The sequence below is a fragment of the Bartonella sp. HY038 genome, assembly GCF_014117425.1.
GTDB lineage: Bacteria > Pseudomonadota > Alphaproteobacteria > Rhizobiales > Rhizobiaceae > HY038.
Window position 1 is genome coordinate 1538678 of record NZ_CP059725.1, and the last position, 17247, is coordinate 1555924.

The following is a 17247-nucleotide window of genomic DNA, read 5'->3' on the forward strand; positions in this document are numbered from 1 at the left end:
TTAATCTTTTGATAGCCCCATATGTCTCCGTAGCTCAGCTGGATAGAGCAGCGGTCTTCTAAACCGCAGGTCGTAGGTTCGAATCCTATCGGAGACGCCATAAAAATCAATTAAATCAAATCAATAGACAATTTGAACAATCTGAAACTTTAGAACAAACAGTGTATTTAGGACCCGCAAGAGTTGGCGCAATTTGTTCTACTTACGTTGCAATGATTAAATTGCAGCTTGTTGATGCGTTAATACAGCTGTCTCCAAAACCAATTGCTCAATAATATATTAAAATTAGACAGGCTTATTATTGATCAAGCTCATATATTTAAGCTATCAGTGCCTTTGACTTACAGCTTCAAAAAGCCATTATTTTCTTTAGTCGCATAACAACACTATTTTTATATGAAACTAAATTTCAAAATTTTCGTTATTTTTATGATATTATCACAAATTATTTATTAGAATTTGCAAATTTAACATCTTGCAGTTAATTTGATTAATTGGTTGTAGAAAGTTTTCATCCAAAAACCATCATTGATGAGTGAAAAACTAGAGCATATTTATACATCGAATTTTTACGAAATAAAATGAAAGACTAAAACATATAAAGGTAAAACTATGAGCGAAACGAAACAAAAAATCATTTTAGACTGTGACCCTGGTCACGACGATGCCATTGCCATGTTGTTAGCCCATGGTAATCCTAATATTGAACTTGTAGCTGTAACCACTGTTGTTGGTAACCAGACGCTCGAAAAAGTGACACGCAACGCGCTTGCTGTCGCACGTATTGCTAATATTACCAATGTACCTTTTGCAGCAGGTTGTGTGCGCCCATTAATTCGCGCCATTGAAGTTGCCCCTGATATTCATGGTGATTCTGGTCTTGATGGCCCCGTGCTACCAGAGCCAACACTAAAGCTTGATCCGCGTCACGGTGTTGATCTCATTATTGACACCATCATGTCACATCCGCCTAAAACAATTACAATCGTACCAACTGCCGGCCTTACCAATATTGCTATGGCGGTTAGAAAAGAACCACGCATTGCCGAGCGGGTAAAAGAAGTGGTGCTAATGGGTGGTGGCTATCACGTCGGTAATTGGAGTGCGGTTGCCGAATTCAATATTAAAATTGACCCAGAAGCTGCCCACATCGTCTTTAACGAAAAATGGCCGCTCACCATGGTAGGGCTTGACCTTACCCACCAAGCACTTGCAACGCCCGATATTGTTGAAAAAATTGCTGCGATTGGCACGAAACCTGCTCAATTTGTTGTAGAGCTGTTAGAATTCTTTGGCAAAATGTATAAAGAAGCGCAGGGCTTTACGGCTCCACCAGTACATGATCCTTGTGCGGTTGCCTATGTCATCAATCCAAACCTTATCAAAACTAAGCGTGTTCCGGTTGATATTGAACTCACAGGAACTCTCACTCTTGGTATGACTGTTGCAGATTTCCGCTTCCCAGTTGATGAAAGCTGCCATACGCAGGTAGCAACCGAGCTTGATCGCGAAGGTTTTTGGGATCTCATCATTGATGCGCTACAGCGCATTGGTGAGGTTAATATTTAAATTACATTCAAGGGCATCTATGATGCCCTTTTTCCCAATATTAAATCACGTATTGTTGATAAATTATGCCATTCTTCATGCATCTTGATGCTGATGCTGTATTTTAACCAAATTCCATATCATACTATTATCAAGCAACATTATTTTGCCATGATTTCGCATATTTCCAATTTATGCCTATAGACATAAATTAGAAATTAAATTATGAATTTACCTTCATTTTTGTAATTATCATACTTTAAACAATGCGGACTCGTAATAAAATGTCAACCGCTTCCTCCGATAGCACTACTAAAAACTCCATCGGCAAGGTTTTGCTTGCAAGCCTTATTGGCACGACTATAGAATTTTTTGATTTTTATGTCTTTGCCATTGCTGCAGCCTTATTCTTTCCTGATATTTTCTTTGCAAAAGGCGATGCGCTAAATCCAGATGCCAACACGCTTGCCGTACTCAGCTCATTTGCCATTTTCTCTGCGGCCTTTTTTGCAAGACCGCTTGGAGCCATTATATTTGGCCATTATGGCGATAAGATTGGTAGAAAAGCCACATTGGTTGCTGCTTTGCTCACCATGGGCATCTCAACTGTCATCATTGGCTGCTTGCCCACCTATAAGGACATCGGTTGGTTTGCGCCTTTGCTACTAACACTTTGTCGCTTTGGTCAAGGTATTGGTCTTGGCGGTGAATGGGGCGGCGCTGTGCTGCTTGCAACCGAAAATGCTCCACCTGAAAAACGCGGTTGGTATGCAATGTTTCCACAACTAGGCGCGCCTATCGGTCTTATTTTATCCGCAGGCTTATTCTGGGCGATGATAACCGTTTTGGATATGGAGCAAATTTACAATTGGGGTTGGCGTATTCCATTTATTGCCAGTATTATCCTTATTGTCGTTGGTCTTTGGGTTCGTCTTTCAATTAGTGAAACACCGCAATTTAAAGCTGCAATTGAACGTGAAGAACGCGTAAAAGTACCAATGGTAGATGTTTTCACCAAGCATTTGCGTACATTGTTATTAGGAACTTTTGCCGGTATGACTACATTTGTGTTGTTTTACTTGTTTACTGCCTATCTCCTTACTTACTCACAAAAAAATGCAGGGCTAAGCTTTACCCAAGCTTTGGAGGTTGAAATCGCTGGTGCTGTATTTTTTGCACTTTTCATTCCTTTCGCTGGTCGGATTTCTGATATAGTTGGTCGCCGCCGCTTAATGATTTATGTAACCATCTTCATCGCATTATTCTCCTTTACTGTTCCTTATTTCCTCAGCCAAGGTATTTGGGGACTATTTGCAGTATCAATTATTGGCCTATCACTTATGGGCCTAACCTATGGCCCAATTGGTGCGGTATTAGCTTCACCTTTCCCAACTAATATTCGCTATAGTGGCGCGTCGATGACTTTCAATTTGGCTGGAATTTTAGGTGGGTCTTTTGCGCCATTTATCGCAACGTTACTCGTTGATAAGTTTAACAATCTCGCTTATCTTGGCTATTATCTTTGCCTAAGCGCTATAATTTCTTTAATTGCATTCATAGCCTTTAAAGATAAAGAAATCAGTCAGTAGTCGCAATTTGCGAATAGATGCCCAAAAAATAAAAAGCCCTTTCATTCAAGATGAAGGGGCTTTTCTATTAGGTGCATTTTAAAAATCTATTAAGGCGTTGTTTAAGGCGCCAAAATGAGCCAAAATATTGCAAAAGGCGGTAAAAAGGCTAAAAATGTAACCCAAATTGGCAATGGTCGCTTTAAAATACGCCAAAAAACAAGCGTATATATAACTGTAAATAATATGAAACTTAGATCAAACGCCATTAAAACATGGGCCTCACCAAAAAGCGATGAATAAATATGACTAAAACCAATGAGAAAAAGCGTTAGTAATGAAGCTGCTAAAGCCCAAGACAAAATAAGAATACGTTGTGTAAGTAACATCTACTAACACCTATCAACGCTTCATTGACTTTACTGTCCGCCATAGTGCATAGCCCCCAAGCGCAATAATAACAACAAAAATCCAACGTCCATATTCTAAATGACTTGGATCAAGCAATGTTTCTGGCTTTGCTAACCCCCAAAAACCAATGGCTATTAATAATATTGGTGTTACACGCATTTTAAGCTTTTTTCTCCCATTTTTGGTTTTCGTTTTGTTGCCAATAGGTGACTGTATGCCCCGCTGTTTTAAACTCTTTCCATTGCGCGCGTACACGATTAAGTTGTTCGCTATCATGTCCATCGAATATGATGACAATACGCTCGTAATTATCAAGATTTTTGCACTGCGCTCCCTCAATGCAAAAACGCACTGTTGATTGATTAGGATTTTCGTCCGTGCAGGTCATGATAACCGGCTGCTCATGAGGCCAAATATCACTATCAAGTCCATGTGGAATAAATGATATTGGCGAAAATGCCCATAAATGCTTATCAATTTCATCACGGCGTTTTTCACTATCAAATTGGATTGAAACGCGCCACTTTCGCTCTAATGAGCGCTCGACAAGACCCGGCAGGGTCCTGTCTAATGTTGATTGTGTTAAGTGATAGAACAGAACTTCACTCAAAACTTAGTCCTCATAATATTCGGCAACAAACCGATCTAATAGGCGTACGCCAAAGCCCGATGCCCATGATTGGTTGTACTCATTTTTAATTGAATCAATAGCTGCACCAGCAATATCAAGGTGGGCCCAAGGAGTATCACCAACAAAGCGTTTTAAAAATTGCGCCGCCGTTACCGAACCAGCCAACCGACCAGTACTGTTGCGCATATCAGCAAATTTCGAATCAACAATCTTGTCATATTCTTTGCCCAATGGCATGCGCCACAATTTCTCACCGGTTAAACGGCCGGCATCAAGTAGATGATCGGCCAATGCATCATCATTAGCAAAAAGACCAGCATGCTCATGCCCAAGAGCCACCATAATAGCCCCAGTCAGTGTTGCCAAATCAATCATCAACTTTGGTTTAAACTTTTCTTTTGTGTACCATAAGGCATCAGCAAGAACTAAGCGACCTTCAGCATCGGTATTGATAATCTCAATCGTCTGCCCTGACATTGATGTAACAATATCACCAGGGCGTTGTGCATCACCATCCGGCATATTTTCAACCAAGCCCACAACACCAACCGCATTTACCTTGGCTTTACGGGCTGCCAAAAGGCGCATTGCACCAACAACTGCGGCGGCTCCCCCCATATCACCTTTCATATCTTCCATACCTGCCCCGCCTTTAAGCGAAATGCCACCAGTATCGAAAACAACACCTTTACCAACAAAAGCAATAGGATTATCTTTAGATGCGCTGCCATTCCAACGCATGATTGCAAGGCGCGGTGGACGCGCAGAGCCACGCGCCACACCTAAAATGGCATTAGCACCAAGCTTGCGTAACTCTTTTTCACCTAGAATTTCAATTTTTAGTCCAAGTTTTTCAAGTTTTTGTATTTCTTCAGCAAATTCAACGGGGCCTAAAATATTCGCAGGCTCATTAATAAGATCACGAGCAAGAATAATTGCCTCAACCATTTGTTGAGACTTTTCAAAGGCGGCACTTAAAAGCTTTTCATCATCAGCTTGAATAGTCAGCTTTACTGGTGCCTTATTATCTTTCTTTGCTTTAGTTTTATACTTATCAAAATCATAGAGCCGCAGCAATATACCGCTTATAAAATCAGCAATATCACGCTTCGACGGTGTAATATCCGCAAAAGAAAGGGCAACAGTAATATTTTGACTACCACCAAATTGTGCCGCAGTTGAACCGCCAAGTTTCATCCAGTCATCAAAATTATATTTATCAACCTCACCAGCACCAATGAGAATAAGACGATCATAACCTTGTTCATTATTTTGAATAGATTCGACAGCGGTGGAAACTTCACCTTTAAAACCATGAACTTTAATTAATTGGTTGACGAAATCTTCATTGGCAATTTTTAAAACCTTATCACTTGGCCTTACATTAGCCCCATTAAATATTATAAAAGTGCCTTTTTTAGGCTTGGCAACGCTGGAAATCTTAGGCGAAATAATCTTTGACATTGAGCATCCCTTTGTTTTGGATTTACTGTTTAATTACACAATTTATGATAGCTTCTTGAAAAAATGTAAAAACCTATGGCAAAAGTAAAATAATTAAGCTTTATATGCGATTCTTATCGGTAATATGATAAATTAAGTTTCATTTTACAAATTGATATTTTTTAAAAGGCCTATTCGCCCAAGAGAGCAGGAGTTTCAACTCTTTTTATGCATTTAATCGAGACCTATATCCTGCGCAGGATTCTAACTTTATTTTTTGCCGTTTTGCTTGGTTCAATCGGGATCGTTTGGATTGTCCAGCTACTTGATCGCATTAATTTTCTAACCACAAGCGGACAAACTTTTTGGACATTTTTTAATTTGTCCACGCTTATTATACCTTCAGTTATTCCGCTCGTTATTCCTTTTGCGCTTGTTATCGCGATTGTTATTATTTTTTATATGATGAACCAAGACTCCGAGCTTGTCGTTATATCGGCTGCGGGTAGTCCGCGTTATGTTATCTGGCGCCCAGTAATATTATTGGCGATTTTAGCATCTATCAGCTCCTTTGCTATTACAAATTATGTTGCACCACATGCGCGCCTCAATATGCGACAAATGTTGGCTTCAGCCAATTCAGATCTAATTAATATGTTCTTACAAACAGGAGCCTTTCGCCAGTTAAAGCAAAATATCTATCTCGAAATTGGTGAACGTACAGCGGATGGAAAGATTGGTGAGCTTTTTATTGTCAATCGCACTGATCCAAACATTGAAATTAATTATTACGCGGTTAGCGGTTATGTTGCCAATAATAAAAATGGAGATTTTTTAGTATTAAAAAACGGTGAAATCCAACGCCGCGAATACAAGACTGGTGATATAAAAATCATTAAATTTGAATCCTATACATTTGATTTAAGTGAATTTGCGCCAGAAGAACGCGGCTCTTTTACCTATCCTAAAGACCAATTCTTATCGGAATTACGCCACCCAAACCCCGATGACCCCAATTTTCAACGCCGTCCACAACAATATACAGCCGAATTGCACCGCAGGTTTTCTTCATGGCTTTATCCAATAGTATTCGCCTTGATTGCGTTGACAACCGTTGGCGACGCGCGCTCACACCGCCAAGGTGGTACATCCGCAATTTTGGTTGCCTTGGGTTGCACGTTTTTTATTTTTTGGCTTGGTTATTTTTTTGGCGACAAGGCCGACAATGATCTTGCTTATATTCCTTTTCTCTATGCGGTTCCCATTTTATCAATTATGTTCCTGTCATTTTTATTACTGACAAATCGTCAATTATCTATACCGCAAATTTGGCAAGATAGTTTAGCAAAAGTGTTTTCGAAAGTTCGATTTAAAAAAACTAAGAAAGCAGCGAATGAAGGAGTCCAAAAATGATTGGCTGGACACTTGGACGCTATTTTTTCATTCGTTATATCCGTATTACTTTTTACTTTGTCATCGGTATTTTCACCCTTGCCATGTTAATAGATTTTTCTGAAAATGCGGGGCGACTTGCGTCTCTTCCCGGCTATTCAGCTTTAGGCGCTTTTGCTTTATCTGCCTTACGCATTCCTTTTATCATGCAACAACTCTTTCCCTTTGTTGCTTTATTTTCAGCAATGGCAACATTAATGTCTCTTAATCGCCGATTCGAGCTTGTGGTGGCACGCTCTATCGGGCTTTCTGCTTGGCAATTTTTATTGCCTGCTTGTGTGGGGGCGTTGCTATTTGGGCTTGCAGCAGTGGTCATCGTTAACCCACTTGCAGCTTGGAGCCAAGCAAAAGCAGAAAGCCTTATTGCTCAATGGACTAATCCAACCAACATTGCAATTAACGCAAAAGATAATCGTGTTCCTTGGCTAACACAAAGCACTGGGAATAGCAGGATAACTATTGGTGCTGCATTGATTCTCGAAAAAGGTCGCGTTTTACAAAATGCTGTATTTGTTCGCTATAATGATGACAAAACAATAAAAGACTGGCTAAATGCTAGCACCGCAACCTTAGAAACTGGCAAATGGATTTTGGACAATGTAACTCAAACCAGTGCAGGCGCGCCACCCAAGTCTTTTAAAACATTGGAAATACCGACCCAGCTACGCCCCGAATATTTAGAGGAGCGCCTAGCAGATCCAACAACCATTCCGTTTTATGAACTTCCTCATAAAATTGAGGTCGCACGTTCTTTTGGGTATTCTGCAAATAATTTTAACATGCAACTGCAATCTCTCATTGCATTACCTGCCCTTCTTGTGGCAATGACATTAATCGCAGCAACTGTTTCATTGAAATTTGTACGATTTGGCCAGTCTGGTATTATGATTTTAGCTGGCATCCTTGCAGGTTTCGTGCTTTATGTTGTATCGGTAATGGTTAAAGCTTTTGGTGATGCAGGTTATGTCCCCCCCATAGTCGCTGCATGGGTACCAGTTTTAATTGCAATGTTCTTTGGAGTTTCTTTCTTGCTCCATAAGGAGGATGGCTAGTGAATAAATTAAATAAACACAGTAATTACATTGGTTACCTACAAGCCTTGGCTTGTGGTACAGCACTTGCTTGTGTTTTAGGAACTGTAGGACTACCTTCCTCTGCCTATACCCAAAATATTGGCTCTTTAACCACTAGTAATTCTGCTAATAATAACGCTCCAATGTTATTATCAGCTGATGAAATGGTGATGGATCGAGATCAGCATACAGTAACTGCTCGAGGCAATGTTCAAATTGAATATAATGGCAACCGTATTGTTGCACGAGAGGTTACCTACAACCAACAAACTAAGCGTGTGATGGGGCGTGGCAATGTAGAGATTGTCGATGCAAAAGGTGTAAAAGTTTATGCCCAAGAAGTTGATTTAACCGACGATCTTGGTGAAGGATTTGTGAATAGCCTTCGTGCTGAAACCGCCGATAATACACGTTTTGCAGCTGAAAGCGCTGAGCGCAGTGGCGGGCAAATGACCGTCTTTAATAACGGCGCCTATACAGCTTGTGAGCCTTGTTACCAAAAGCCTGATAGTGAAGTGCTTTGGCAGGTTAAAGCGCGCAAAATTATCTGGAACGGCACAACTAAAACCATGCGCTTTGAAGATAGTCGCTTTGAAGTATATGGTGTACCGATTGCTTGGTTTCCCGTTTTTGAAATGGCCGATCCTTCAGTCAAAAGAAAGAGCGGTTTTCTTTCACCTAGCTTTATTTATAAAGATAATTTAGGGTTTGGTGTTTCAAGCGGCTATTTCTGGAATTTAGCACCCAACTATGATTTTACTTTGTCAACAACTGGCTATTCCAAGCAAGGCGCATTGGTCTCGGGTGAATGGCGGCATCGTTTAGAAAACGGTAGCTATGACATTCGCTTAAATTACATCAACCAATTAAATCGTGACGACTTTGATAGCTGGTCAATTGATAAGCGCCAAACTAATCGCTACTCTTTGACTACTAAGGGCGATTTTAATATTAATCCGCGCTGGAATTTTGGTTGGGACATTCTTGCACAATCAGATCGTAATTTTAGCAGAACCTACGGTATTTCTGATTATAATTCAGAGGTTAACCGGTCGCAAATATACTTGACTGGTTTGAATAAGCGCAATTATTTTGACATGCGCTTTTATCACTTCGATGTTCAAGAAGATCTATTAAAATCAAATAGCAGTGAACGTAATACCAAACAACCTTGGGTTTTACCAAGGATCGATTATTCGTTCATTCCTGATGAAGCTGTTTTCGGCGGTGAGTTAAAGGTTACGACAAACTTCCAATCGCTATATAGAGAAAATGCCGATTATGCATTTGCTGACTGGAATGGAAACGCACTTGACAGAGCGCGCTTAGCCGGCATCAATGGAACATCAACACGCTTAACTGGCGAACTTGAATGGAAGCGTGATTTTATATCTGAGCAAGGTTTGGTGATAACACCGTTATTTGCTTTGCGCGGCGATGGTTTTGTAATATCGCCGGACGATAATTATAGCAAAGCGCTATCATCTAGCTTAGACTATAGCAAATTTGATATTAAAGATAATGCCTTGCGTGGCATGGCTACAGCTGGCTTGGAAGTGCGCTATCCAATTTTAATAAGTGCGGGCAGTTCAACCCATATCATTGAGCCAACCGCACAAATTTATGCTCGCAATAATGAACAATATGCTGGGCGCTTAACCAATGAGGATGCACAAAGTTTCGTATTTGATGCAACTACATTATTTGAGCGCGACAAGTTTTCGGGATATGATCGCGTAGAAGGCGGCACTAGAGCCAATTTGGGTGTACGTTATTCTGGCAACTTTGATAATAACTGGTCGCTTTATGGCCTAGCAGGACAGTCATTCCAAATCGGCGGCATAAATTCATTTGATAGCAGTGACTTGGTTAGCGTTGGCTCCGCTTCTGGCCTTGAAACCGCACGCTCTGATTATGTAGCAATGCTTGGCTTATCTGATGGCGCAGGCCTATCCTTGGCAACGCGTGGGCGCTTCGATGAAAGAACCTTGCAAGTGCGGCGCGGTGAAATAGATCTTCGCAAGCAATGGTCCAGTCTATCGCTAGGAACGCAATACGCCTATATTGAGCGCCAAGCTAATTATGGTTATTCTGATGACCGCCAAGAAGTTTCAGTTAATGGAAGCGTTAAAATAATTAACAATTGGAATATATCAGCCAATACTAGCTATGATATTGTTTCAGAGACGGTTGTACGCGCAGGTACCGCAATAAATTATCAAGATGAATGCTTTGGTATTCTTTTTGGTTATTCGCAAACTCGCAATCCAGGAGAAACCGCATCTTCGCATAATTGGAATTTTATGCTATCATTTCGTACAATTGGTGATTTTGGATCAGGAACCGCCCGTTAATTTTACACTTGTTAATATGGTTCGTTATGGACCTGTCATTGTTTTGCCTTTTATTTTATTATAATTGTGTTAAAACATATGTCGTTATGACATCGAATAAGATGAGAGCTTGAAATATGGTAAGAATAAAAAGCCGCCTTTTTGCATATTTAATGTCTGCGGCCTTAAGTGTTAGTTTTGTTGGTAGTGATTTTGCAGGCTTGCATGCAGCTCAAGCAGCATCAACAACCGTTGCCTTGGTGGTAAATGGCAATGCAATAACAAATCTTGACATTGAACAGCGTAAAGCGTTTCTAAAGGTTCAAAACCGCGGCGGTAATCTTACCCAGTTAGCTCGCGAAGAGTTAACTGACGAAATGTTAAAGCGTGTAGAAATGAAACGCCGCAACATTGAAGTCAGTCTACAAGAAGTTAATGCTGCATATGACAATTTTGCCGCGCGCAATAATATGTCCCCTCAGCAAATGGGACAAATGTTAACGCAAGCAGGTTTGACACCAGCCCATTTTAAAGCTTATATCATGGTGCAAATGGGATGGGGTCGCTTGGTCAGCGCGCGTTTCCGTGCTGAAGGTATGGTTTCCGAAGGGGAAGCTGTACAACGTATGTTAAAAAATGGTGGTGTTAAACCAACCGCTAATGAATATCTTATACAGCAAGTTATATTTGTTATACCGGCAAACCGTCGTGGTGCAATATTAGGTCAGCGCCGCCAAGAGGCCAATGCTTTACGTTCACGCGTTAATGGATGTGATTCTACCCGTGAATTAGTAAAAGGCAAAATTGATATTACTATTCGTAACCTTGGGCGTGTGCTTGAGCAACAATTACCACCTGAGTGGGAAAAAACAATTAAAGCAACAAGTGTTGGCAAAGCTACAGCCGTGCAAGAAACCGCTCGCGGTGTTGAATTTTTGACTATTTGTTCCATTCGCAAAGTCAATGATGACCGCGTAGCTCAGCTTGTTTTTTCTATTCAAGAAGGCAATAATAGCGAAGCTAAAGCATCTCAGCTTGAAAAGAAATATATTGCTGAACTTAGAAAGTCAGCACGGATTCAAACACCTTAATGCTGCCTATTGCTCTATCATCTGGGGATCCTTCTGGAATAGGCTTGGAAATTGCTTTGAAGGCTTGGCTGAACCGCAAGCTTTCAAACTTACCGCCTTTTTTTATTATTAGTGACGCAAATATTATAGCGAAACGCGCTAAGTTATTTGATCTTGATGTTGATATCCATATCAGCACTCCAAATAATCCTGCAGAAAATTTTGATTATTCTTTACCTGTTCTACCTTTGATAAATCATCAAATTGATCAGGTTGGCGTACCCTTAACGAAAAATGCCGCTGGCATTATTGAGGCAATTGAACAAGCTGTTGGCTTAGTTTTTGATAAAAAAGCAAGAGCTATTGTCACCTGCCCTATTGCAAAAATTAACTTATATGAATCTGGGTTTGGGTTTCCTGGTCATACTGAATTTTTAGCAGACCTAGCGCAACGCTATATAGGACAACCAGTTAAGCCTGTTATGATGCTAGCAGGGCCAGAACTGCGAACGGTTCCAGTGACGGTACATATTCCTTTGAAGCAAGTACCACAAGCACTGACTAAAGAGCTCATTATCGAAATAGCAACAATTTGTAATAATGATCTTATCCATAAATTTGGCGTTAGTGCGCCACGTATCGCCATAGCTGGGCTAAACCCTCATGCAGGTGAGTCAGGCGCCATGGGCGTGGAAGATAGGGATATTATTCAACCTGCTATTGATATTTTACGCCAACAAGGTCTTATTATCACCAATCCCTTGCCATCAGACACTATGTTTCATGCACGAGCACGCGCAAATTATGATGTTGCCCTTTGTATGTACCATGATCAAGCGCTAATTCCAGTAAAGACAATTGGCTTTGATGATACTGTTAATGTGACTTTGGGATTGCCTTTCATTCGAACATCTCCAGACCATGGCACCGCCTTTGATATCGCTAATAAGGGTATTGCGCTACCTGATAGTTTGATTGCAGCGATTAAGCTCGCAGATAAATTATCACAGAACCATACTGAGTAACTTTAACCATGTTGGCTACCATTATTTTAAATGCTAAAGCCTTTAGCAATGCTGACTTCTCTAGTTTTTAGGATCTTAAAATAATTATCGGTCAATTGTATGATATCTTGCATTTACCATTACAATCAGTTACCGATGCGAAAGATATTTAGAAATTTAAGGTATAACATGGCCATTGATAATCTCCCCCCATTGCGTGACGTTATCGAGACATTCGGTCTATCCGCCAAAAAATCACTTGGCCAAAATTTTTTATTTGATCTTAATCTAACCACAAAAATTGCTAAGCAAGCTGGCGATTTACAAGATAAGCCGGTTTTAGAAATTGGCCCCGGTCCCGGTGGATTAACACGTGCGTTATTAGCGCAAGGCGCAATTGTAACCGCAATTGAACGTGATGAGCGTTGTCTTGCGGCATTGGACGAGATTTCACGCGCATACCCAAATCGTTTAAATATTATTCATGGTGATGCGTTAGAAGTCAAATATACTGAACTATATTCAAATATTGAGGAAAAACCACGCATCATTGCGAATCTACCCTATAATGTGGGTACGCAATTATTGATCAATTGGTTATTAACTGAACCATGGCCACCTTTCTATCACTCTCTTACCTTGATGTTTCAAAAAGAAGTAGCACAACGTATTGTAGCCAAAGCAAATGATGATCACTATGGACGACTTGGCGTTCTAGCTGGCTGGCGCACACAAGCACGCATAGCTTTTGACGTACCACCTCAGGCTTTTACTCCTCCTCCCAAGGTAACATCGTCTATCGTTCACCTTATACCTAGAGATAAGCCATTAACTGTCAACGTTGCAAAGCTAGAACAGGTGACACTTGCGGCCTTTGGCCAAAGACGCAAAATGTTACGCCAAAGTCTTAAAAGTCTTGGTGGTGAGCAACTGCTAAATGAGGCTAGCATCGACCCTACTCGGAGGGCGGAAACCTTAGACATTGAGGACTTTGTCAAACTAGCAAATTTAATATAGCCTTCTTAACACAAGCTACATTAATAAATAGTTGTAGGTTGAGCTATTTAAAAATATTTCATTTTTGTATTTTATGATAACAAAAAATAATCTAATCATTTATTAAGCGATCGAATATCTGCTTGCTTTACATATGTTTATGCTAAGATAAACATCCCCAAAATATGAATTAAATCAATCACAATAAATGGTCATTTATCGGGAAAAGACTATTTTTTAGTTCTAATTACATACAAGATGTAAAGTTTGAAAATGGTAGACATAAGATACAGATGCGCGACACCTAATTGTTTTGACAAAAAAATAATATTAAGCCCCTTTGCATAAAGTCAAAGTATTGCTTAAAAAATACACGAAACAGTCACAAATATTTCTTGGAGCCAGAACCTAGAACCTCACTGAAAATTTAATTGAGTATCACCGTCCATTATTAATTCACTTTGTTTGGGAAAACGGAAGGATGGATAATCAATTGGACTCATACTCCCTATAAACAGTATAACACAAGAAAATTGCGTTAGTTAAAACGATTGCACTGATGGTTAATGGGCAACAGTTAATTGGGTTTTGATTTCGTTCTTGCAATGTTGGTTCCCCACAAGCAAGAAGATCGTGATATCGGGAACCCTTTTAATAAACAGCCAATACAGTTTGTAGGATTGATCATTGATCCAAAGACTTTGCGCCATTTACATTGATTGAATATCATTTTTATCGCTTGCGGGATGTAGGTTTACTTGACCTTATTGATCAAGCGCTTGTCGTTTTTTTGAGTTTAATCTACCAGCAAGCTGAACAGCCAAGCATAGCAATTATTGCTAACCAATCTGTAAAAACAGCAGAAAGTAGCGGCATTGGGATATTACTTAAAAGATAGTTATTGGAAAAAATAACGCATCTTAATTGGTGCATAACGCTGATAAAGAATTGGGAAAAGACAGCAGCTTCTCAATCATTTGATTAATTAAATCAAATATTGATTTATCTTATAAATCCAATAATTCTCACAGACACAACTCAAACACAGGCTTTGAAATTGCTAGAATAAGCAATCAATCTCCATCATTCATTTCAAGACCTAATTGTGGAGTACAAAAAGAACGTTTGCCACGGTCTTCAATAAAATTCAACATATCAATAACCGCTAATGAATCAGGATATTGTGCACGCACATCCTGGGCACGTTCCTTAATTGGCTTAGTACGATCAAACAGCATATTCACCGCATGACGCATTGCATGAATCTCAACGCGTTGAAGACCAGATCGTTTCATTCCTATAATATTCAAGCCACCAAGATGGGCATGAACTCCAATAGCACTACCAAAAGGAATAAGATCACCCACTAATGCAGCCAAACCACCAACAAATGCATGATGACCGACCCGAGCAAACTGGTGGACAGCTCCGCCGCCGCCAATAATAACATGATCACCTATAACGACATGGCCGCCAATCATGACATTATTAGAAAATGTTACATGATTACCTAATATACAATCATGTGCTACATGCGCATAAGCAAGAAATTGACAATCATCACCAATAATAGTCGTCCCCAACGCATTATCAGAACCGCGATGCATGGTAACACCTTCGCGGATAATACAATTTTTACCGATCACAAGGGTAGTGCGCCCACCTTTATGCTTGTTATTTTGTGGATCTGCTCCCAAAATAGCATGTGGATATACTTTTGCACCCTCGCCTAAGCTTGTTGCTCCCATAATGACGACATGGCTCATCAGCTCACAATTATCGCCAATTTCAGCGTCGGCACTAATATGGCAAAATGGACCAATAATAACATTATCGCCAAGCTTGGCACCGGTCTCAACTAATGCAGTTGGATGAATTTGAGCAGCAGCCATAATAGTCACCTTCACTTAGTTTTCATTTTAAAAAATATTATAAACGTCCAATTTCCATCAAACTTTTAAAAAAGTTACTAACTTGGATAGAAAGTTTTATCATACATATTAGAAAATTATTTGTCACACGAACAAAAACTTGCAAATCTTGTTAAATGAAAACCTGCTCTTTAAAGCTTTAGGTTTTCGCAAAACATCATAAAATTGAAATAAAGGTTGCAGCCATATGTTAGACAGAACCCACTATTTAAACAATAAACGATCAGCGAACCTGCAAAAAACGAAGACGAAAAATCAGTTAACTACTTACTTTTTGCATCTATCATTGCCGTCACTTCAGCCTCGGCAACCTTATCACCATCAACCTCAGCAATGCAGGCGAATTTAACAATATTACCGCGCCCCTTTACCTTCTTTACATGTAAAAGAAGTTGATCACCTGGGACTACAGGTTTGCGAAATTTAGCATTATCAATAGTCATAAAATAGACTACACCAGGTCGATCGACACCACGCTCATGAAGACAAATCGCACCAGCAGTTTGCGCCATAGCTTCAATAATTAACACACCTGGCATAATAGGATTTTCTGGAAAATGCCCCATAAAATGCGGTTCATTAATGGTTACATTTTTCACACCGGTCGCAGAAACATCCGATTGAATATTAATAATTCGATCAATAAGTAGAAACGGATATCTATGCGGCAAAGTAGCTAGAATTTTCATAATATCCATTGACGTCAAAACCGTGCCGGCATCGATCGCATTCATTATTTTTTCTCCTTGGGTTGACGGCCGATACTGCGCAAGGCTGCAACTTCTCTAAACCATTGCTTGAATGGCCGAGCCGGAATACCGCCCCATTTTTCGCCATCGGGGATATCATTCATAACACCACTTGCAGCAGCAATCTGTACATTGGATCCTATAATGGTATGATCTGCAAGTCCAACACGTCCACCCAACTGCGTAAAATCACCGATTGTTACGCTGCCTGCAATACCGCAATGGGCGGCAATAAGACAGTAGCGACCAATATGAACATTGTGTGCTATTTGAACCAAATTATCAATTTTAGTACCCTCGCCAATGATTGTATCACGCAATGCACCACGATCAATCGTCGAATTAGCTCCTACTTCAACATGATCTTGTAAAATGACCCTACCAAGTTGCGGAACTTTCTCGATTCCACGCGGACCACCGACATAGCCAAATCCATCTTGACCGATACGACATCCAGAATATAGGTAAACGTGATTGCCTAGCAAAGAATATTGTACTGATACGTTGGGCGCAATATAACAATTACGGCCAATTTTACAATTTTCGCCGATTACTGATGTTGCGGAAATTACGCTATTGGCGCCAATTACAACGTTTTTACCAATAACTGCACCAGCTTCAACCGTTACATTATCCTCCAATTGTGCAGTGCTATCAATAAAGGCATTGGGAGATATCCCCCAACATCCTGTTGCCGGATATGGTTCTACAGAGGGAGGAAACAAAATACGACCTACAAGCGAAAAATCACTGTGAGGATTTGATGAAACAAGAATAGCAATGCCTGCAGGAACAATAGAAATTAATTGTTCAGGACAAAAGATTGCCGAAGCTACGAGCGTCTTCAACGAATCGTTATATTTTTTATTATCGATAAAAGTGAGACAACCTTCGGTGGCATTATCTAGCGGCGCAAGCCTATTTATAACGACGTCAGCCAATTCAGATTGCAATAAACGAGCACCAGTAAGAGATGCCGCCTTTTGGGCAGACATCTCTTGAGATGGGACAAAAAACTTCGTATCCAACATCAAAACA

15 protein-coding genes and 1 tRNA gene are annotated in these 17247 nt (G+C 40.2%); 9 read left to right on the top strand and 7 right to left on the bottom strand.

What is annotated here, in order from left to right; translation table 11 throughout:
* Positions 1–23 precede the first annotated feature (23 nt).
* From H3299_RS06520 to H3299_RS06530, 3 genes are all read left to right on the top strand, one after another.
* Positions 24–100, top strand: a tRNA-Arg gene (locus H3299_RS06520).
* 512 nt (positions 101–612) lie between these two features.
* Entirely contained in the window at positions 613–1569 is a 957-nt protein-coding gene (locus H3299_RS06525) for a nucleoside hydrolase (RefSeq protein WP_182419454.1), read from the top strand.
* A 263-nt stretch (positions 1570–1832) separates the two neighbouring features.
* Positions 1833–3137, top strand: coding sequence for an MFS transporter (locus H3299_RS06530; RefSeq protein WP_182419455.1), 1305 nt, complete (start codon positions 1833–1835; stop codon positions 3135–3137).
* 101 nt (positions 3138–3238) lie between these two features.
* On the opposite strand, the gene H3299_RS06535 is transcribed toward H3299_RS06530, so the two are convergent.
* From H3299_RS06535 to H3299_RS06550, 4 genes are read right to left on the bottom strand one after another with little or no spacing between them, the layout of a single operon-like run.
* The gene (locus H3299_RS06535; protein ID WP_182419456.1) at positions 3239–3505 is read right to left on the bottom strand and encodes a hypothetical protein; all 267 of its coding nucleotides are present in this window, start codon (positions 3503–3505) and stop codon (positions 3239–3241) included.
* A gap of 13 nt (positions 3506–3518) precedes the next feature.
* On the bottom strand, positions 3519–3686 hold the full coding sequence (locus tag H3299_RS06540; protein WP_182419457.1) for a hypothetical protein: 168 nt from the start codon (positions 3684–3686) through the stop codon (positions 3519–3521).
* Between the two features lies 1 nt (position 3687).
* Entirely contained in the window at positions 3688–4137 is a 450-nt protein-coding gene (locus tag H3299_RS06545) for a DNA polymerase III subunit chi (RefSeq protein ID WP_182419458.1), read from the bottom strand.
* A gap of 3 nt (positions 4138–4140) precedes the next feature.
* Positions 4141–5622, bottom strand: a complete 1482-nt coding sequence (locus tag H3299_RS06550; RefSeq protein WP_182419459.1) for a leucyl aminopeptidase — start codon at positions 5620–5622, stop codon at positions 4141–4143.
* Positions 5623–5829: 207 nt separating this feature from the next.
* Between H3299_RS06550 and lptF the strand changes: the two genes are divergently transcribed.
* From lptF to rsmA, 6 genes are all read left to right on the top strand, one after another.
* Complete coding sequence (lptF, locus tag H3299_RS06555; RefSeq protein ID WP_182419460.1) at positions 5830–7014, top strand: LPS export ABC transporter permease LptF; 1185 nt, start codon at positions 5830–5832, stop codon at positions 7012–7014.
* A complete protein-coding gene (lptG, locus tag H3299_RS06560) occupies positions 7011–8105 on the top strand; it encodes an LPS export ABC transporter permease LptG (protein ID WP_182419461.1) in 1095 nt (364 codons plus the stop codon). Before lptF ends, lptG begins: the two co-directional genes overlap by 4 nt.
* Positions 8105–10480: an LPS-assembly protein LptD gene (locus tag H3299_RS06565; RefSeq protein WP_182419462.1), complete on the top strand. Its 2376-nt coding sequence runs from the start codon at positions 8105–8107 to the stop codon at positions 10478–10480. Before lptG ends, H3299_RS06565 begins: the two co-directional genes overlap by 1 nt.
* 116 nt (positions 10481–10596) lie before the next feature.
* Positions 10597–11550, top strand: a complete 954-nt coding sequence (locus H3299_RS06570; RefSeq protein WP_182419463.1) for a peptidylprolyl isomerase — start codon at positions 10597–10599, stop codon at positions 11548–11550.
* Positions 11550–12554 carry a 4-hydroxythreonine-4-phosphate dehydrogenase PdxA gene (pdxA, locus tag H3299_RS06575; protein ID WP_182419464.1) on the top strand — a complete coding sequence of 335 codons (1005 nt, stop codon included), beginning with the start codon at positions 11550–11552 and terminating at the stop codon, positions 12552–12554. Before H3299_RS06570 ends, pdxA begins: the two co-directional genes overlap by 1 nt.
* A gap of 168 nt (positions 12555–12722) precedes the next feature.
* On the top strand, positions 12723–13550 hold the full coding sequence (gene rsmA, locus H3299_RS06580; protein ID WP_182419465.1) for a 16S rRNA (adenine(1518)-N(6)/adenine(1519)-N(6))-dimethyltransferase RsmA: 828 nt from the start codon (positions 12723–12725) through the stop codon (positions 13548–13550).
* Between the two features lie 1052 nt (positions 13551–14602).
* Here rsmA and lpxA read toward each other — a convergent pair.
* The 3 genes from lpxA to lpxD form a co-directional block, all read right to left on the bottom strand.
* Complete coding sequence (gene lpxA / locus H3299_RS06585) at positions 14603–15421, bottom strand: acyl-ACP--UDP-N-acetylglucosamine O-acyltransferase (protein WP_182419466.1); 819 nt, start codon at positions 15419–15421, stop codon at positions 14603–14605.
* Positions 15422–15723: 302 nt separating this feature from the next.
* Positions 15724–16194, bottom strand: a complete 471-nt coding sequence (gene fabZ / locus H3299_RS06590; RefSeq protein WP_182419467.1) for a 3-hydroxyacyl-ACP dehydratase FabZ — start codon at positions 16192–16194, stop codon at positions 15724–15726.
* Complete coding sequence (gene lpxD, locus H3299_RS06595) at positions 16194–17240, bottom strand: UDP-3-O-(3-hydroxymyristoyl)glucosamine N-acyltransferase (protein ID WP_182419468.1); 1047 nt, start codon at positions 17238–17240, stop codon at positions 16194–16196. The genes fabZ and lpxD overlap by 1 nt, the downstream gene beginning before the upstream one ends.
* Positions 17241–17247 lie beyond the last annotated feature (7 nt).